Source organism: Alcanivorax sp. 24, from assembly GCF_004360225.1.
GTDB classification, from domain to species: domain Bacteria; phylum Pseudomonadota; class Gammaproteobacteria; order Pseudomonadales; family Alcanivoracaceae; genus Alloalcanivorax; species Alloalcanivorax xiamenensis.
Genome location: NZ_SNUA01000004.1, coordinates 92653 through 111697, shown reverse-complemented (window position 1 = coordinate 111697; position 19045 = coordinate 92653). Strand labels below are relative to the sequence as shown.

The 19045-nt window shown below is 60.6% G+C and carries 15 protein-coding genes; 8 read left to right on the top strand and 7 right to left on the bottom strand.

Annotation, left to right across the window (positions count from 1 at the left end; genetic code table 11):
* Positions 1–9: 9 nt before the first annotated feature.
* From glmS to E0L37_RS07290, 3 genes are all read left to right on the top strand, one after another.
* Positions 10–1839: a glutamine--fructose-6-phosphate transaminase (isomerizing) gene (glmS, locus tag E0L37_RS07305; protein WP_133491105.1), complete on the top strand. Its 1830-nt coding sequence runs from the start codon at positions 10–12 to the stop codon at positions 1837–1839.
* 343 nt (positions 1840–2182) lie between these two features.
* Positions 2183–2524 carry a hypothetical protein gene (locus E0L37_RS21670; protein WP_205655589.1) on the top strand — a complete coding sequence of 114 codons (342 nt, stop codon included), beginning with the start codon at positions 2183–2185 and terminating at the stop codon, positions 2522–2524.
* Positions 2525–2597: 73 nt separating this feature from the next.
* The gene (locus E0L37_RS07290; RefSeq protein WP_133491104.1) at positions 2598–3932 is read left to right on the top strand and encodes a Na+/H+ antiporter NhaC family protein; all 1335 of its coding nucleotides are present in this window, start codon (positions 2598–2600) and stop codon (positions 3930–3932) included.
* Here the strand turns inward: E0L37_RS07290 and E0L37_RS07285 are convergent.
* Entirely contained in the window at positions 3929–4813 is an 885-nt protein-coding gene (locus tag E0L37_RS07285; protein ID WP_133491103.1) for a LysR substrate-binding domain-containing protein, read from the bottom strand. The two genes, E0L37_RS07290 and E0L37_RS07285, sit on opposite strands and share 4 nt — an antisense overlap.
* Before the next feature lie 100 nt (positions 4814–4913).
* On the opposite strand from E0L37_RS07285, the gene E0L37_RS07280 reads away from it, so the two are divergent.
* On the top strand, positions 4914–5558 hold the full coding sequence (locus tag E0L37_RS07280; protein WP_133491102.1) for a glutathione S-transferase family protein: 645 nt from the start codon (positions 4914–4916) through the stop codon (positions 5556–5558).
* A 10-nt stretch (positions 5559–5568) separates the two neighbouring features.
* Here the strand turns inward: E0L37_RS07280 and E0L37_RS07275 are convergent, their stop codons facing one another.
* Positions 5569–7569 carry a bifunctional 2',3'-cyclic-nucleotide 2'-phosphodiesterase/3'-nucleotidase gene (locus E0L37_RS07275; RefSeq protein ID WP_133491101.1) on the bottom strand — a complete coding sequence of 667 codons (2001 nt, stop codon included), beginning with the start codon at positions 7567–7569 and terminating at the stop codon, positions 5569–5571.
* 181 nt (positions 7570–7750) lie between these two features.
* Positions 7751–8827 carry a peptide-methionine (S)-S-oxide reductase MsrA gene (gene msrA / locus E0L37_RS07270; RefSeq protein WP_133491100.1) on the bottom strand — a complete coding sequence of 359 codons (1077 nt, stop codon included), beginning with the start codon at positions 8825–8827 and terminating at the stop codon, positions 7751–7753.
* A gap of 573 nt (positions 8828–9400) precedes the next feature.
* On the opposite strand from msrA, the gene mscL reads away from it, so the two are divergent.
* Both mscL and E0L37_RS07260 read left to right on the top strand, forming a co-directional pair.
* On the top strand, positions 9401–9832 hold the full coding sequence (mscL, locus tag E0L37_RS07265) for a large conductance mechanosensitive channel protein MscL (protein WP_133491099.1): 432 nt from the start codon (positions 9401–9403) through the stop codon (positions 9830–9832).
* Positions 9833–9860: 28 nt separating this feature from the next.
* A complete protein-coding gene (locus tag E0L37_RS07260; RefSeq protein ID WP_133491098.1) occupies positions 9861–11264 on the top strand; it encodes a phospholipase D family protein in 1404 nt (467 codons plus the stop codon).
* Positions 11265–11270: 6 nt separating this feature from the next.
* On the opposite strand, the gene E0L37_RS07255 is transcribed toward E0L37_RS07260, so the two are convergent.
* On the bottom strand, positions 11271–12881 hold the full coding sequence (locus E0L37_RS07255; protein ID WP_133491097.1) for a class I adenylate-forming enzyme family protein: 1611 nt from the start codon (positions 12879–12881) through the stop codon (positions 11271–11273).
* A gap of 229 nt (positions 12882–13110) precedes the next feature.
* Here E0L37_RS07255 and E0L37_RS07250 point away from each other — a divergent pair, with 229 nt between their 5' ends.
* A complete protein-coding gene (locus tag E0L37_RS07250; protein ID WP_133491096.1) occupies positions 13111–13548 on the top strand; it encodes a thioesterase family protein in 438 nt (145 codons plus the stop codon).
* Positions 13549–13599: 51 nt separating this feature from the next.
* Here E0L37_RS07250 and E0L37_RS07245 read toward each other — a convergent pair whose 3' ends face one another.
* Positions 13600–14574 carry an NADPH:quinone oxidoreductase family protein gene (locus E0L37_RS07245; RefSeq protein ID WP_022997338.1) on the bottom strand — a complete coding sequence of 325 codons (975 nt, stop codon included), beginning with the start codon at positions 14572–14574 and terminating at the stop codon, positions 13600–13602.
* A gap of 208 nt (positions 14575–14782) precedes the next feature.
* Here E0L37_RS07245 and E0L37_RS07240 point away from each other — a divergent pair, with 208 nt between their 5' ends.
* Positions 14783–15967 (top strand): alkane 1-monooxygenase, encoded by a 1185-nt coding sequence (locus E0L37_RS07240; RefSeq protein WP_133491095.1) that lies wholly within the window; start codon positions 14783–14785, stop codon positions 15965–15967.
* Between the two features lie 62 nt (positions 15968–16029).
* Here the strand turns inward: E0L37_RS07240 and E0L37_RS07235 are convergent, their stop codons facing one another.
* Positions 16030–16875, bottom strand: a complete 846-nt coding sequence (locus E0L37_RS07235; RefSeq protein WP_133491094.1) for a MerR family transcriptional regulator — start codon at positions 16873–16875, stop codon at positions 16030–16032.
* Positions 16876–16927: 52 nt separating this feature from the next.
* Positions 16928–18658 (bottom strand): SDR family oxidoreductase, encoded by a 1731-nt coding sequence (locus E0L37_RS07230; RefSeq protein WP_133491093.1) that lies wholly within the window; start codon positions 18656–18658, stop codon positions 16928–16930.
* Positions 18659–19045: the final 387 nt, after the last annotated feature.

The following is a 19045-nucleotide window of genomic DNA, read 5'->3' as shown; positions in this document are numbered from 1 at the left end:
AAGACCGTTATGTGCGGAATTGTCGGAGCTGTGGCTCAGCGCAACGTCAGCAACATTTTGATCACCGGCCTGAAACGCCTGGAATACCGGGGCTACGACAGTGCCGGTGTGGCTCTGATCAATGACCAGGGTTTGCAGCGCGTGCGTCGCCAGGGGAAAGTGGCCGGATTGGAGCAGGCGGTCCGTGAAACCAATGCCAACGGCTTCACCGGTATTGCGCACACCCGTTGGGCTACTCATGGCCGCCCTTCCGAAAAAAATGCCCACCCTCACCTGTCCGGTGAGGAACTGGCCCTGGTGCATAACGGTATCATCGAGAACTTCCAGGAATTGCGCGAGGAGCTGGAAAGCGAAGGCTATCAATTCGCTTCCGACACCGATACCGAGGTGGTGGTGCATTTGGTACACCGCGCCATGGCGGAAACCGGCGACCTGTTCGGGGCGTTGCAAAGCGTGGTCAAGCGGCTGCGCGGCGCCTATGCCCTGGGCGTGGTCCATGCGCGGGAGCCCCATCGTCTGGTTGCGGTCCGCTCCGGCTCCCCGCTAGTGGTGGGGTTGGGGATCGATGAAAACTATGTGGCATCCGATCAATTGGCACTGCTGCCGGTGACCAACCGCTTCGTGTTCCTCGATGAAGGGGACATGGTGGATGTGACGCTTGAAGGCGTGCGCATCTTTGATGTGGACGGCAATGAAGTGAACCGTGAGGTGCACGAGTTGGACGGTGCGCACGAGGATGCGGAAAAGGGCGAATACCGCCATTACATGCAGAAGGAAATCTTCGAGCAGCCGGCGGCCATCCAGCGCACCCTGGAAGACCGCATCGACTCACCGCAAAGTGTGAGCGCCGCTTTTGGAGAGCGGGCGGCGGCGGTGTTCGACCAGGTGCGCACGGTGCAGATCGTTGCTTGCGGCACCAGCTACCACGCGGGGATGGTGGCCCGTTACTGGCTGGAAGCGCTCGCCGGTATCCCTTGCCAGGTGGAGGTGGCCAGTGAGTTCCGTTATCGTCAGCACGTGGTGCCGGAAGGCACGCTGTTCGTCACCATCTCCCAGAGCGGGGAAACCGCTGATACCCTGGCGGCTCTGCGTGATACCGACTCCAGTAACTATGTGGGCCGGCTGGCAATTTGCAATGTGGACGGTTCCTCCCTGGTGCGTGAATCCGAATTGGCGTTCCTGACCAAGGCCGGCCCGGAAATCGGGGTGGCTTCCACCAAGGCGTTCACCACCCAGCTGGCTGCCCTGTTGATGCTGGTGATGGCTTTGGGCCGTCGTAAAGGCCTGGACGATGAGAAGGTCGAGAGTATTCTCAACGAACTGCGTCAGCTACCGAACCTGATCGAACAAGCCTCGGCTCTGGACAAGCCGATCGAGCAACTCTCCCGGGCCTTTGTGGAAAAACATCACACCCTGTTCCTTGGGCGCGGTGTCCAGTTCCCCGTGGCCATGGAAGGGGCGCTCAAGCTCAAGGAAATTTCCTACATCCATGCCGAAGCTTACCCGGCCGGTGAATTGAAGCATGGGCCACTGGCGCTGGTGGACAAAGACATGCCGGTGGTGGCGGTGGCGCCCAACGATGAGTTGCTGGAAAAACTGAAATCCAACCTGCAGGAAGTGCGCGCCCGCGGTGGAGAGCTGTATCTGTTCGCGGATAAGAACGCGCGTGTAAAAGAGGGCGAAGGGATCCACGTGCTCAATCTGCCGGCGGTGCCGGAAATCATCGCTCCCATCGTCTATACCGTGCCGTTGCAGCTGCTCAGCTATCATGTGGCGGTGCTGCGGGGGACCGATGTGGACCAGCCACGCAACCTGGCCAAGTCGGTAACGGTGGAGTAATAACGCCGGCAGCCCGCCGCCCGGACCAAGCTCCTATATAGCATAGCGGCTTCGTGGCCCATTACTGTGGGAAGCGGCCTGGGCCGCGAATACCCCCCGGGCCGTTGGCCATTCGCTTGCAAGCAAGCTCCCACAGCGGCTTCGTAGCATTATCCGTGGGAGTCAGCCTGCTGGCGAGTGGTGTACTAGCATGGCGGAGTGAGCGGTGACGGTTATCCGTCGCCGTCCTTGTTTAAGCGGAATGGCGCGCTGCCGTTTTCGTTATTGGCTTCCACCAGTCTGATCAACTGCAACATGAAGACATCACGCTGATCTTTCGGGATGGCCTCGATTGTGCGCTCATGTGCCCGATTTCGTGCGCCTGGCTGTACTGAACCGGCGCGATGTTGTGCTCCCGGGTTTCATCCAGAAACAGCCCGCAGTGGACCTGGTGCAGACGGCGAATGAGAAAACCCGGACGGCCAAGCAGGGCGGACCAAATCCGGCGGACGTGTCACCGGACTGGCTGATCGGAGCGCATCCTTTATTCGAGGACTTGCTCTTGCCGGTGGGGCTCGCACGTCATCGGGTCACGGCTGAAACGGCCTTGCCCAGGGTGGCCATCGCCATGGTTGGCGGTGACGGGCGGGCTGGTCTGTTGGGGCGCGGACTTTGTGTGCCTCCGGCGGCGCTGTTCGTGGACTAAGAGCCGGTTTCGGCATTCCGAATTTCCCCCTACACTGGACCGTCAGACTTCTTGGACCGACAGGCCGGCCAGTATGACGCGAACTCCCGCCCGGGCATGGGCGCTGATCCCCCTACTGTTTTTTTTGATCGTCTTTCTCGGTAGTGGACTTTACTTCAGTGCCGCGGGGGCGGAGCTTGCGTTCTATCAAATCAAGGCGCCAGTGGTGGCGGTTGTCGCAATTGTATTGTCATTCCTGCTGGCACGGCAGTCTTTCCATCACAGTGTCGAACGCCTGTTGGTGGGGGTTGGCCATCCCAATATTATTCTCATGTGCCTGGTATTCCTGTTGGCCGGGGCTTTTGCCAGCGTCAGCAAGAGTATCGGCAGTGTTGATGCCACCGTCCAATTCGGGTTGCAGATCATGCCGGCCAGTTGGGTGTTGCCGGCCCTGTTCCTGATCTCCGCTTTTATCGCCACCGCCATGGGTACTTCCATGGGAACCATCGCCGCCACCGCGCCGATCGCGGTGGGGTTCGCCGAGGCTACCTCGTTGTCGTTGCCCTTGTCCTTGGGAGCGGTGGTGGGTGGCGCCATGCTGGGCGACAACCTGTCGATGATCTCTGACACCACCATCGCCGCCACCCGCAGTCAGGGCGTCTCCCTCAAGGACAAATTCCGGGTGAATGTCTGGATAGCATTGCCGGCGGCGTTGGCGACGGTGGTGTTGCTGGCACTGCTGGGCGACGGCGAACACACGGTGCCGTCGGAAGCCGTATCCTATTGGCGGGTCATGCCCTACCTGCTGGTATTCCTGCTGGCGCTGTCCGGATTGAATGTCTTGGTGGTATTGGTCATTGGTATCGTCACCGCCGGGCTCACTGGCGTGATACTGAGTCCGGAATACGGTCTGGTCGACGTCAATGGGGCGATCTACCAAGGCTTCGAATCCATGTTCGAGATCATGCTGTTATCGATGCTGATTGGCGGATTGTCGCAACTGATGAATGATCAGGGGGGCACGCGCTGGCTGATCGAACGTATTCATTCGCTGACCTGCCGGCTGAAGCTGTCCAGTCAGCGCGCCGGTGAAATCGGTATCGCGCTGCTGGTGGTTACCGCCAATCTGTTTGTCGCCAACAACACGGTGTCGATTGTACTGTGTGGTGAAATGGCCAAGGAGATCGCCGCGGAATATGGCGTCGATCCGAGGCGCTCGGCCAGCGTTATGGATATCTTTTCCTGCGTGGTGCAGGGACTGATTCCTTACGGCGCCCAAGTCCTTCTGGCCTGCTCCATTGCCTCACTGTCGCCGTTGTCATTGATCGGCGCCATTCACTATTGCTGGGCGCTGGGACTGGCGGCGCTGCTGGCCATTGCCTTCAACTGGCCACGACTGAAAGCGCGCCGCCCGGCACCGTCGATTTAGAGAGTAAAGGCGGTTTTCAGCCATTGACGTAAGGTGTCGATGGTGTCGTCCTTATCGGCTTGGTGGGCCCAGACCAGATAATAGCGATGTACGTCGGTTACCTGAGTCTTCCACAATCGAACCAGACGGCCTGCCGCGAGCGCGTCCCGCACCAGATGATGCCGCGCCAGCGCAATGCCTTCGCCGTTTTCCGCCGCTGCCAGCAGGCTGGTCAGGCTGGGGAAGAGCGGACCGTGATCGCTGTTGATCAGTGCCAGGCCCGCGGCTTGGAGCCACAGCGCCCAGGGCTGTGCCGTGTGACGTAGCAAAACGCAATGGTCCAGATCCGCCCGCCTGCGGGGCAGTTTACCATCGCGATAATCCGGACTGGCCACCGGGTATACCCACTCCGAAGACAATGCCTCCGATTGCAGGCCGGGCCAGCCCCCCGGGCCGTAGCGCAGTGCCACGTCGCTGTCCGCGTTACGCCCGAGCTTGACCAGATCGACGTCGGTGGACACCTCCACGCGGATGTCGGGAAAGCGTTGATGGAAATCGGCCAGACGCGGTAACAGCCAGTGTCGCGCGATGCTCGGCAAGGTGCTCAAACGCAACGTGGTGGCGTGGCGCCGGCGACCGGGTGTCTTGAAAGCACGCTCCAGAACGCTCAGGCCCTGGCGCACCTGCAAGGCCAGATGTTGGGCTTCCCTGGTGGGGGCAACGCCCTGACGTTGCCGCTCGAACAACCGCCGTCCCAGACGCTGCTCAAGGGAACGGATGTGCTGGCTGATCGCGCCCTGGGTCAGTGACAGCTCCTGGGCGGCCAGAGTGAAGCTGCGCAGCCGGACGCTGGCCTCGAATGCCACCAGCGTTTGCAGGGGCGGAAGCGAGTTTCTGTCCATGGGCGACATTAATATCACTAATGCCCAGACCCTACAAAGTATCGTTTGTCGGGTTCAGGACGGGCTCCTAGGCTGACACTCCCGATCAAGGAGTCGAACCATGAGTTATCAGTTGTATTATTCGCCCGGTGCCTGCTCCATGGCGGTGCATATTGTATTGGAAGAGCTGGCTTTGCCAGCCGGATTGAAACCGGTGAGGGTTCGCGACGGCGATACCGCCAAACCGGAATATCTGGCCATCAACCCGAAGGGACGGGTGCCGGCTCTGGTCATTCCGGGCGAGGCGGGTGTGCTCACCGAACTGCCGGCGATCCTGACCTTCCTGGCGGAAAGCCATGACAGGCCGGTGTTATTGCCGTCGGATGCTCTATGGCGTGGCCGCGCTCAGGAATGGCTGGCATGGTTGGCGGGCTGGATGCACGGTACCGGCTACGGCCTTATATGGCGTCCGCACCGGTTCAGCGCTGATCCGGACGATGCGCAGGCGCTGCGGGAGCAGGGTTTGAACGTGGTGGCCCAGGCCAATCAGGATGTGACCGCGCGCCTGGCACAACGAGGGCCGTGGGCGCTGGGTGATCAGTACAGCGTCGTGGACCCGTTTCTACTGGTCCTGTTCAACTGGGGAGGTCTGGTGGGGCTGGATATGAGCGAGCATACGGCGTGGATCGAACACACCCGCTGCATGCTCCAACGCCCGGCGGTAAACCGGGTGTTGGAGCGGGAAGCAGTGACGATCCCGTTGTGAGCTCGCCGGGTCAGGGTTGCAGGTCCAGTTCGTACACTGCCTCGCCGTTGTCGTTGGTTTTCAGGAACACGGCCTCCGGCGCTTTTTCCGCGATGAAGTTCCGGGCCCGGTCGGTATTGGGCGCCCGGAACACGATGGTCAGATCGGTGGCCGCGTCAATCGGCGCGAACGACCAGTTGCCGTCGGCGGTGGGGGTGACCGGGCTGTTTTCCCGGATGTAGTCCGCCAGTACCGCGCGGTTTTCGTTGGGGGATTCGATGACGATGTGATCACCGCCGGTGCCCGCGAACTTGCCGCCGCCGGCGCGGTAGTTGTTGGTGGCGATCAGGAATTCGTCGTTGTCCGCCACTGGATTACCCTGGTACTGCAGGTTGACGATACGCTGGCCATCGCTGATTCGCGCGCAATCGCGGTCGTAGCGAGCCGGTTGGGTCACATCTATCTGGTAAGTCACACCATCGATCACGTCGAAGTTGTAAGTGGGGAAGGCGCTGTAGTCCACCAGCTCCTGCGGCTCGCTGGTGCCGGTATCGATCTGGAAGAACTGGGAAGCGGAACATTCCAGCCATTGGGTCAGCTCGGTGCCGTCGGCTTTCACCGCCATCAGGGTGTTGGGATAGAGGTAGAGGTCGGCGACATTCTTCACCTTGAGCTCGCCCTCCGGTACCACGGTGAAGGCGCTCTCATCGGCGCAGATACCTTCCCGGTTACAGGCCTTGAAGGGCGCGGCGGCGGACAACACCGGCAGACTCTGCAGATTGACGTCACCCTGAATATAGTTTTCCACGTAGGCTTTTTGGGTATCGGCCACGATTTGGATGGACGGATCGTCCTTGACCAACGCCAGGAAGCTGTAGATATCGTCGGTGGATTCACCGATGGGCTGATTCATGTAGTCAATGGTGGCCTGGTGATCTCCGGCCATCCTGGCCACCAGGGCCGCGTCGGCTTCCACCGCGGGGGCGTCGTCGGCGAAGATCGGTTGGGCCTGGACCTGGGAGCCGGCGATGGTCCACTGATCCGCCCCGGTATCATAGGACAGAGTCATATCGATAACGCCCAGATGGCTGCCCCAGTAGCCTGGCATCACCGCCGGAACACCCTTGATGGTACCTTTTTCCACGTCCACATTGGGGGTGGCGGCGAAGCTGTCGGATGGGAACAGCAAGTGGCTGTGGCCGAACATGATGGCGTCAATGCCTTCCACGTCCGCCAGATACCAACTGCTGTTCTCCGCTTTATCCGCTTCGGAATAGGCCGTGGTGCTGATACCGGAATGGGGAATGGCGACGACGACATCCGCGCCCTCTGCCTTCATTCGTGGCACATAGCGTTCGGCCATGGCCTTGATGTCCTTGGTGATCACCTTGCCTTCCAGATTGGCTTTGTCCCACTGCATGATCTGTGGCGGCAGGAAGCCGATGAACCCGACCGTGATGTCATGGCTGTCGCCGTCTCGATCCCGGACTGACTTGGTTACCAATTGGTAGGGTTCGAAGTACAGCTGATCGTTGGCTGGATCCGTATCGCCATCGTCCTTGAAGATGTTGGCGCTGATGTAGGGAAATCCGGCATCGTTGACGCTTTCGGCCAGGAACTCCAGGCCATAGTTGAACTCATGGTTGCCGTAGTTGGCCACGTCATAGCCGAGTTCGTTCATGGCCTTGTAAACCGGGTGAACCTCATCGGCGGGCAGGCCTTCGGCGTGACGCCAGTCGCCCATGGGGCTGCCCTGGATCAGGTCGCCGTTGTCCACCAGAAAGCTGTTGTCCGGAAAATCGAGGGCGGCACGCGCCTGTTTGATCAGGGTGGCGGTGCGGACCAGGCCCACCTTGGGATCGGCCTTATCGCCATAATAGTTGTAATCCATCACGTTGGCGTGGACATCGGTGGTTTCCATCAGGCGGATATCCACCAGAGGCGGATCGTTATTATCGTCGCCGCCACAGCCGGAAAGCAGGACACCGCTGGAAATTATACCCAGCCAGAATGCTTTTGAAGAAACAGACATGACATCCTCGTCGTCATAAAAAGAATGGCCGGAAAGTCCGGGCCGGCGAAACGAGGGTGAAAACGGAACGTGACCGGGGGATAACGAACAGATTATGGTTTTGTGATGGCCGGTGAGGGTGTTAACCGGTTTGACTTCCGGCGATGACGGTCATCGCCGGACGGATATTGCTCTGGCAACGTTATTCAAACAATGTCAGGTACTGACCGTAACCAGCGGCGGGCATGTCTTCCTTGGGAATGAAACGCATGGCGGCGGAGTTCATGCACCAGCGCTCTCCGGTGGGCTGTGGGCCGTCCTTGAAGACATGCCCCAGGTGAGAGTCGGCATAACGGCTACGGACTTCGGTGCGAACCATCCATAAAGTGCTGTCTTCGCGGGTGGTCACCGCATCGGGGGTGATCGGCTTGGTGAAGCTGGGCCAGCCGGTGCCGGATTTATATTTGTCCGTGGATGAGAACAAGGGCTCGCCACTGACCACATCCACATAGATGCCCTGTTGTTTGTTATCCCAGTAAGTGTTCTTGAAGGCCGGTTCGGTATCGTCTTCCTGGGTCACCTGAAAACTCAACGGGGACAGTTGCGCCCGCAGAGTGGTTTCATCGGGCTTCTTGAAATGATCAGGCCCCTGCCAGCTCATCGGGGCTTGTGCGTCTGCCTTTTTGTCACCGGGCAGGTGATCCGGATCATCCCAGTGTTTTTCAAGAAACTGGTCCCGGCCGGAGTTGTAGCGATAGAACTTATAGCGCAACGGGTTGCGCTTATAATAATTCTGATGGTATTCCTCGGCGGGATAGAACGCTTTTAATGGCGTGATTTCGGTGACGATGGGTTTCTCGAACCGGCCACTCTTTTCCAGTGCCGCCTTGGAGGCTTGTGCCTGTTCTTCCTGCTCTGGTGTCTCGAAGAAAATGGCCCCCCGATACTGGTGGCCACGATCAACGAATTGACCATCGGGGTCGGTGGGGTCCATATGACGCCAGAACCAGTCCAGCAACTGAGCGTAGCTGACCTGGTCGGGATCATAAATTACCTTGACCGATTCCGTGTGGCCGGTGGTGCCGCTGGAGACTTGCTCATAGGTGGGGTTTGCCTCGTCACCGCCAGCGTAGCCGCTGATGGCCTCGCTGACGCCGTCGAGTTTCTCGAAGTCCGATTCTGTGCACCAGAAACACCCCCCGGCGAACACCGCCGTGGCTTGCGCCGCCAGGGCGGGGCCGGTGATCAGGGTAATTAGAAGCGCGGCGATGACCCGCATGGCCTGTTCCTCCTGCTTGTAGAAGCTGCCTGAAGAATTGGATGCCTGAATGCCCTCTATGTTACGCCGATGAAGAGAAAATTTTAGGCTCATCGCGGAATGGCGGAGGTGCGTTATGCCTTCGCTGGCCTTGGAGACCTAAACTCGGAGGTCGCTACAGTGCCATTGTGGGAGCTTGTCCGGGCGGCGGGCCGTTGCAAGCGAATGTTAAGACCCGGAAGCCCATTCGCCAGCGAGCGGGCTCCCACAGCGACTTCGAAGCCCTTCCATGCCAGCGATCGGACAGCGCTGGTGCTAGCCCCTCACCTCGAAGCGGAGCCGTGTTACGCCTTTGCGGAACCTGTTTCACGACGTTCCCGCCAAGGCGTAACACGGCTCTGCTGTCCATGCTGGAAGGTAAGACCGTTTCCCTCCAAACCGCGATGAACCAAATTTAGGGAAGGGTCCCGGGGGCATTTCATGGATGATCGCCAAGGGTCATTATTTTCATAGCGGTGATCTTGTGCTTTGTCGGTATTATCGAACCATCCGCTCACGCATGGTGCGCGCGGAAATCACCTGGGGAGAAAGCCCGTGGGTATGATCAAGGAATTTCGTGAGTTCGCGATAAAGGGAAACATGGTCGATATGGCGGTGGGCATCATTATCGGCGGGGCGTTCGCCACCATCGTGAAAAGTCTGGTAGCCGACGTCATCATGCCCCCCATCGGGTTGCTGCTGGGCGGAGTGGACTTCGCCAATTTGTTCGTGGTGCTGCGTGGTGCCGGCGAGTTCGCCACCCTGGCTGAAGCGCAAGCCGCCGGTGCCGTGACGATCAACTATGGCGTGTTTCTCAACAATGTCATCAGTTTCCTGATCGTTGCCTGGGCTGTGTTCTTCCTGGTGCGCGCCATTAACAGGTTGAAGCGGGAAGAAGAAAAAGCAGAGCAAGCCGCCCCGCCGCCGACAACCCCGGAGGATATCTTGTTGTTGCGGGAGATCCGTGACAACCTTAAACAACGTTGAGGGAATAACCAGGCACGGAAGAGGTCTTTTGTCCGATACCACCAGATCCAGATCGCGGTCGTCCCTGGTGCCGGGTGCCGGCGTCGATTCCGACTTCGCGTTGGTTGCCGACGCCGGCGAAGCCTTCTTGCTGCGCATGGCGACGGCCCGAACCGCCAGACGTTCTCTGGATCTGCAGTATTATATCTGGGACAACGACCAGGTCGGACGGCGCTTGATATGGCGTGTACTCGAGGCGGCACGCCGCGGTGTTCGAGTGCGTTTGCTGCTCGATCATATCAATCAGTTGGGCCGGGACCGGAATTGGGCGACCTTGAACGCCCATCCCAACGTGGAAGTCCGTCTGTTCAATCCTTTACGCGGTCGCGGCCTTAATTTGCTGCGCTGGCTTTACCGGGCGCCCAAACTCAATCGCCGCATGCATAACAAAGCCTGGATCGTCGATGGTGAAGCCGCCATCGTTGGCGGGCGCAATATCTCTGAACACTACTTTGGCGTCAACGCGGTCACCAACTTCCGTGATCTGGATATCTACGCCGATGGCCCGATCGCCGCCGACACGCAGGACGCCTTTGATCGATATTGGCACAGTCCTTTGTCGGTGGGCCTGAGGCAGTTCTGGCGCCGTTCCAGTGATGACGCGGAAGCATTGTGGATGAGCCTGGATACGGAACAGCGTGCCCGGCATCGGGATGATACCGTGTTATCCGAGAGGGCTCTGCGGGCGGTACGGGCGAGGCGCGTTCATGCCCCGGCGGCATTGCTGTTCGATAGCCCGGAAAAGGTGCACGGTTCTCCTCAGCGTCTGATGGGAACGCAACTGGCCCGGCTGCTTGGCCGTCATTCCGCCCGGGAGATTCTGATCGAAGCCAGCTATTTTATTCCCGGTGATGATTTCACCCGGGCGTTAAGCGGTTGGCGCAAACGGGGGTGCCGGGTGGCGGTACTGACCAACAGTCTGGCCACCAACGATGTCATCGCCGCACATGCCGCCTATCAACGCTATCGCCCGGCACTGGTGGATGCCGGATTGGAATTGCACGAGCTGCAGCCCAATGCCCGCAGCATGATGCGTCAGGCCCGGCTGCTGCGTGGGCGGTCCAAAGCCAGCTTGCATACCAAGGCCATGGTGCTGGACCGGCGTGAGTTGTTTGTCGGGTCGTTTAACGCCGATCCCCGTTCCGTGCACTTCAACACCGAGATGGGGTACTACATCTACTCCCCGTCATTGGCGGCATCGGTGGCCGCGTTTATCGAGGAAGGCATGGCGCCACAGAACAGCTACCGGCTGTCTCGTGAAGAGGGGCGGCTGACATGGGCCGGGGGGAGCGACCAGGGGCCGGTGGTCTGTCACCGGGAGCCCCTGGTATCGATACCGCGCCGGTTGGCCAGCGCGGTGTTGGCGTTGCTGCCGATCGAGAATCTGCTGTAACCGGAATCAGCCGCGTTCTTGCTGTTGTTGCTCTTTCCAGTAGGGGTCACGCAGTTCCCGCTTCAGAATCTTGCCAATAGTGCTGCGTGGCAAATGATCCCGAAGTTCCACGTCGTGCAGACGCTGAGCTTTGCCCAGTTGCCGGTTGGCCCAGTCACGGATCTGGTCGGTGCCAGTGTCACTGTCCTCGCGACGCACCACCAGGCCCAGCGGCGTCTCACCCCATTGCTCGCTGGGGATGGCGATTACCGCCGCATCCACCACATCGGGGTGCTTGAGCAGCATCTTTTCCAGGTCTTCGGCATAGATGTTGAAGCCACCGGAAATGATCATGTCCTTGCGGCGATCCAGCACGGACAGGAAGCCGTCCTCGTCGAGCCGCCCCATATCGCCAGTGCGATAGAACACGTCCCCTTCCGGGCTGGTCCAGAGCATCTCGTTGGTTTTGTCTTCCCTTTTGTAGTAACCGCGCATCATGGCGCCGGCACGGCCGACAATTTCGCCAATGGTGCCGGGGGGCACTTCCTTGAGATCTTCGTCGATGATGCGCAGCTCACAGCCTTCACCGGCACGGCCGACGGTATCCCATTTATCGGGGAACTCGGCACAGTTTAGGATAGTGCTGACGCCGCCTTCGGTGAGGCCGTAGAACTCGATGATGTTGCCTGGCCAGCGTTGCATCACCTCGGCGATGACATGGCCCCGCAAGGGGGCGCTGGTGGAGAACTTCACTTTGAAGCTGCTCAGATCGAAACGATCGAATTCGGGATCGGAAAGGATCCGCTGATACTGGACCGGTACCAACATGGCATGGGTGACGCGGTGCTTCTCGCACAATTCGAGGAATCTGCGCGCGTCGAATTTGCCCATGGTGACGATGGTGCCGCCGCCGAACAGAGTAGGCAGTACGGAAACCAGAGTGGTGTTGGAGTACAGTGGTGTGGATACCAGGTTGATCGCGGTGTTGTCGAATCCCAGCGCGGTGAAACGGTCCATCTGCCGGGACCGCAGGCGGTGGTCGTGCAAAATGCCCTTGGGCACGCCGGTGGTGCCGGAGCTGTAGATAATATTGAATGGATCGTCCGCGCCGGGTTCGCGATCCGGTCTGGTACCGGGGGCGTCGCCAACCCAGTCCATGAAGTTATTCCAGCCCTTATCCTGGAAGTCCAGGGCGATGCGCTGTTGTGGAGAGACATTCCGCAACTGGTCGAGCAGCGGCGTGATCAGTTCCTGATTCTTCCTGGAGATGAACAGGAAGCGGGCATCACAGTCGTTGATCATCAGCGCCAGGGTCTCCCCGGCCGCCATGCTGGACAGAGGGACCATGCAGCCGCCGGCGGTAAGCACGCCCATGAACAGGGTAAAATAGGGAATGCTGTTTTCGGACAGGCCGGCCACGGTATCGCCGGGTTGCAGACCGGCGTCGATCAGGCGGTTGGCCACGCGGTTGACCTGATCCACGAACTGCCGCCAGGTCAGGTTGCCGCTGTCATCGTAAATGGCTGGATGATCGCCCTGCTCCGCGGCCAGCTCCTGGAGCCGGCGTGGCAGACAACGGAACTCTTCATCGTCGACTTGCGGTGCGTATTGGGGCATGGCGTTACTGACTGCGGTCATCGTCCTCTCCCGTGGTCCGGAACCGGGTCCCGGAGCTTCTGGTTATTTTGAAAAACGGTTTACAAAACGCATTTGAAATTTGGCAGGCAGAATACTACCAGGTATGTTGGCGAACAATACCGGCCGGTCACGGCTTGCCTGGGGCGGCCTGTAGCCCTCTTCATATAAGGGGGTTGAGCGATTTCTCCGCCGCCCATGAATGTTAAGAATACAAACCAAGGAGTGTTTCATGAGTGAGCCTTTCCGTTACCGGCTGCGCGTGCGTTACAGTGAATGCGACGCCCAGCACGTGGTGTTCAACGCCCGTTACGGTGACTATGTCGATCTGGCCATGACCGAGTTCATGCGTGCTCTGGGGCGGGATTACGGTGCCCTGCTGGCGCGTGGACTGGATAACCAGGTGGTGAAGCTCACCCTGGAATGGAAAGCATCCGCCCGTTTCGACGACGTGCTCGAGATTCAGGTCAGACCATTGTCGTTGGGCAACACCTCGTTCTCGCTGGAATTCCTTATTCTGAATGCGGAGAGCCAGCAGCTGCTGTGCCGGGCGGAATCGGTGTACGTGATGATGACCACGGAACCGTTCGAGAAAACCCGGGTGCCCGACGATCTGCGGGCCGCGTTGCAGGAAGGCGCGGTCGGTAAGGTGTGTGATCAGAGCGGTTGAAAGCGGACATGGCCCGGCGGTGCCGCCGGGCCAATACTGAAATAGTCGGGATCAACCGACTTTCAGCACCACCTTGCCCTTGGCGCGACGAGAGCTCAATGCCGCCAGGGCCTGCTCATATTCCTCGAACGGGAACACCTCGCTGACCTTGGGATTGATCTTCCCTTCCGCGAACATCCGCATCAGATCCTTCACGTTCTGGATGTGCGCTTCCGGCTCTTTGCGGGTGAACGTGCCCCAGAACACACCGACCACGCTGCAACCCTTGAGCAGAGGCAGGTTGGCGGGGATCTTCGGAATCTCGCCGGCGGCGAAGCCGATGATCAGGAAGCGGCCATTCCAGGCCATGTTGCGCAACGCCGGCTCGGTGAAGCGGTCGCCCACCGGGTCGTAGATCACGTCGATGCCCTGCGGATAACGGCTCTTCAGCACGTCCTTCAGGTCTTCCTCGGTGTAGTTGATCAGATCGTCGGCGCCGGCTTCACGGGCCACTTCCAGCTTGTCGGCGGTGCTGGCGGCGGCGATCACCTTGGCGCCCATGGCTTTACCCAGTTCCACCGCGGCCAGACCGACGCCGCCACTGGCGCCCATGACCAGCAGGGTTTCGCCCGGTTGCAGATTGGCCCGCTGCTTCAGCGCATGGTAGCTGGTGCCGTAGACCATGCTGAAACCGGCGGCTTGTTCGTCGGACATACCGTCCGGAACCGGGATCACGCGATCAGCGGTGACCACCATTTCCTCGGCGAAGCTGCCGTAGCCGGTAAGGCCCATCACGCGCTGACCCGGCTTATAGCCCTTGACGTTTTCACCCACCTCGACGATCTCGCCGGACATTTCACCACCCGGAGAAAAGGGCAGTTCCGGTTTGATCTGATACTTGCCCTCGATGATCAGAGTGTCAGGGAAGTTCAGGCCAGCGGCCTTGACCCGGACCTTGATGCCGTCGGCGCCGACGGCGGGGGAAGGAACGTCCTCGATGACCAGCTTGTCCGCCGGCCCCAACTCCTTGCAGAGAATGGCGCGCATGCATCTCTCCCGAATAATACTTATTGAGACCGACACGCTACCCCCGGTCCATGCATTAGACAAATGCATAAGACTCATCAAAGGGCATAAACAGTATGAATAAACAGGAGGGATTTCTCCGTCGTGACAGGCAAGCCCGTTCATATTGACATTGTTCAATGTAAAGATTGATCATGAATTGACCGGGCGTGGGCGAGGACGAATAACGATGAAGACCGTAACCATGCAGACTCAATCAGGCGAAATACAAGAATGGCGGGACGGCCGCCGCTACCTGTGGTTGCTCAGCACCCTGACCATGCTGTTGCCCCTGTTCACGGTCTGGCTGGCCAGCAGTACCGGCTGGGCCTTGTTCTGGTGGTTTGGATTCCTGTTCGTATTCGGGGTGATCCCGCTGCTGGACATGCTGCTTGGCGAAGAGACCGAAAATCCGCCAGAAGCGCTGGTGCCACGGTTGGAACAGGACCGCTACTACCGCTGGGCGGTGTATGTGTGCCTGCCGTTTCTCTATGGCGCCTTTATATATGCCGCCTGGGTGGCCGCCACCTGGAGTCTGCCCTGGTACAGCTATCTGGGGCTGGCGATCTCCACGGGCTGCGCCACCGGTATCGCCATCAATACCGCCCATGAGATGGGGCACAAGACCGACCGTCACGAGAAATGGATGGCCAAGCTATGTCTCGCTCCGGTGTTCTACGGGCACTTCTATGTGGAACATAATCGCGGGCACCACGTGAGGGTCTCCACACCGGAAGACCCGGCATCCTCCCGGTTCGGTGAGACGTTCTGGGAGTTCCTGCCGCGCACCGTGATCGGCAGCCTTAAATCCGCCTGGTCGCTGGAGAAGCAGCGGCTGGAGCGGCAGGGGCTTTCGGCATGGAGCCGGCATAACGACAATCTGCAAGCCTGGGCATTGTCGGTGGTGCTTTGGGGTGCCCTGGGGCTGTGGTTGGGCTGGGCTGTGGTGCCGTTTCTGCTGATCCAGAGCCTGTTCGGCTTTCAGCTGCTGGAGGTGGTTAACTATCTCGAGCACTACGGATTGTTACGGCAAAAAAAAGACAATGGGCGTTATGAACGCTGCCTGCCGGAGCATTCCTGGAACTCGAACCGCCGGGTAACCAATATTTTCCTTTATCAGTTGCAACGGCATTCCGACCACCACGCCTATCCCACGCGCAGTTATCAATCGCTGCGGCATTTCGATGAGTCCCCCCAGTTACCGGGCGGATACGCCTCGATGATCCTGCTGGCGTGGGTACCCCCTCTGTGGTTCCGGATCATCGACCCGATGGTGGTGCGTCATTATCAAGGCGATATGAGTCGCGCCAACATCAAACCGGGGATCCGGGACGAGGTATTGGCCCGGTATGGTGACCGGGAGCCGAAGAACTGATATCCAATTGTGGGGGGCGCGAGGCTGTTGCGGCAGCCCCCTTTCAAGGGCGCCGGGGCAACTCAGTGATGCTTCTCCAGATGGGCCAGCACGTTTTCCAGCCGGTCCACCAGTACCTTGTTAATGCTTTTCTCCAATACCCGGCCGAGTTCATCGTTGACCACCGCTTCCGCCAGTGGCCGGATGCGGGTGATGAATTCCGCCAGGGTGGCTACGTCCTCGCCCTGGGGCAGGCTGTTCTCGCCGTATTTGTCGTCCACCAGATGCTGGATGATCATGCCGATGAAGCGTTCGGCCAGTTTGTCCACCTCATGACGGACCAGGCGCACATGGGTGAGCACGGCATCCAGAGGCACCCCGGCTTCCACCAGTTCCTTGCCGGCGTTGTAGACGCGCGGGTAGGGTACGCGCAGGCGCATGCCCTCGGGAACGATGTAACCCAGGCTGACCGCCTTGGTCATGACTTCCGGGGTGATATCTTCGCCAAAGTCGTCGATCAGGTCCTGATAATCCACGTAGGAGGGCACCTGCGGATTGCGCCAGGAGGTCACCGCCACTTCCAGGCCGAGGATATCGTTGAGATCGCGGCCTTCTTCCCAGGCACTGAGCAAATCACGAATATTGTTCAGGGTGTAACCCCGTTCCAGCAGGGCGCCGATAATCTTCAGGCGAGCCAGATGGACATCGCTATAGATGCCGGTGCGGCCACGTTTCTCCGGCGGCGGTAACAGGCCGCGATCCTGATAGGCGCGCACGTTGCGCACCGTGGAGCCGGCCTCCCGGGCCAACTCGTCGATGGTGAATTCCTGGCGTTTCTCCAGGTCCGCGCTGGTGCCGCCCGCTGGCCGGAAGGCTTGCTGGCGCAGGGAGCGCAGCAGCGCGGCGGGGGTTTTTCGTGATGAGCTCATGGTGGCGATAATAGACTCTATGCCGTGGTGGTGCCAGGGATCCCGGCCTCCCTCAGGGCGTCAGATCCAGCCGCGCCAAGCGCCGCGCCAACGCCGGACTGAAGCGGCCCACCAGACGCATGCCGCTGGCCTCGGCGCTGACCGGCACTTCCGCGCGGTTTTCCTCCACCGCGGAGACAATGGCCGCGGCCACCCGGTCAGGAGTGAAGCCCCGGCGCCGGTAGAAACGCTCCGCTGACGCCCGGCGCCGATCCTGCTCTTCGTCGTTGGCGCCGACAAAACGGGTGCGGCCGGTGATCGGCGTATCGATGATGCCGGGGCAGATGGCGGAGACGCCGATACCCTGGTCCGCCAGTTCCGCGCGCAGGCACTCGGTCAGCATCAGTACCGCTGACTTGCTGGTGGCATAAGCAGGCAGAACTTTTGAGGGCAGGTAGGCGGAAGCCGAGGAGACATTGACGATATGGCCGGCCCTGGCCTGGTCGATCATTTGCCGGGCGAACAGCCGGCAGCCGTGGATCACGCCCCAGAGATTGACGTCCAGCACCTGTTTCCAGTCCTTCACGCTGGTATCCAGCAGCGGCCCGGCCAGTCCGATGCCGGCATTGTTCACCACCACATCCGGGGCGCCCAGTTCCCGTTCCACGTACCGTGCCAGCGCTTCCATGGAGCGGGCATTGGCGACGTCCGCGCGGCGGCCAAGGGCTTGGCCGCCGGCATCGATAATGCGTTGAGCGGTAAGTTCGGCGGCGCCGCCATCAATATCGGTACACAGTACCGTGGCGCCGCGGGCACCGAAGGCCATGGCGGTGGCTTCTCCGATGCCGGAACCGGCTCCGGTGATCACCACCAGTTTGCCGCTGTCCGGTTGCGGGGTCGCGGGTACCCGTGCCCGCCGCAGAGATGAGCTCTCCGGCGCCCCTTCAATGTGGGCGATGAACTCACGCAGGTAGCCAGCGGTGATGTTCGGGCGGGCCTGTAGCGGTCCCCAATGCCCGGTATGCATCTCCCGGCGCCACAGCCGTTCGGTCCAGCGCGGCACTTCCTCAAGCAGTTCCGGGCCGACATAGCGGTCGCGCAGTGCCACCAGCAACTGCACGGGCACCCGGGTGTGGCGTTCCCGGGGATGCAGCAGGCACGGCAGCACGTTGGCGCGGTAGAGGGCGATACCGTTGATGCCATCACGGCGCTGGGTGGGGCTCGGCGCCACCCGCAATTGCTCGGTACGTCGCAGCAGATCCGGCCAGGCGCGATCCAGGCCCAGGCGCCATGCCATGGGGGCGAGGCCAGGCAGATGGAAAGCGCCGATGTACCAGCTTTTGGCCAATTGGCCGAAACCGGAAGCCAGGGAAGACCGGCGGCGCAGGCGTTGCCCCATATGGTCCAGGCAGGGCCCCGACAGGCTCGTGAACGAGGCCAGGCGGCGTTCGGCGTCCGTTTCGGTGACCGCCTCCCAGGACTGGATCGATCCCCAGTCGTGGGCCAGCAAATGCACCGGCTTACCGGGGCTGACCGCATCAATCACCGCGAACAGGTCGTCGCGCAGCTCGCTGAGACGGTAGGCGGAGATCGCCGCCGGGGCGGAGGAGGCGCCGGCGCCGCGCACATCGTACGTGACCAGATGCAGGTCCCCCCACAGTGCCTCGGCCAGCTTGTCCCAGGTTTCACTGTTGTCCGGATAGCCGTGCACCATGACCAGAACCGGACCGTCCGGGTTGCCGCCCTGGCGTACCGCCAGGTTGACGCCGTCTCGTACCACGGTTCGATGTTGCCACTGCATCATTGCCTGTCTCCCTGCGGATCGGATTCCTGAAGCAAACGGGCTTCATTGTCGCTCCTGGACTCGCGTGGGTAATTTGCCCCGGCGCCGGAGACCGGGGGCAGTACGCCCGGCCGACCCGTCATTTTGGCCTTAACGGAGCGATGGATGGCCCTGGTGCGGTGGCGCTCCGATTTGGTGCGCCACGATCAGAAAGCCCGGCTCGTGCCCCAGAGTGGGGTGGCGCCCCGCGCTTGCATGCAAGGCGGCTGAGCGGGGCGCTGCGGGGCTGTCAGAAATCCTTCCGGAAGGGCCGCGCGCCATCGCCCGACACCTTCAAAAAAAGCCTCCCGAAGCCCACCGGCATCTGGCCCGGAACCTGCATACACCCTGGTATTCATGTTAACCCGT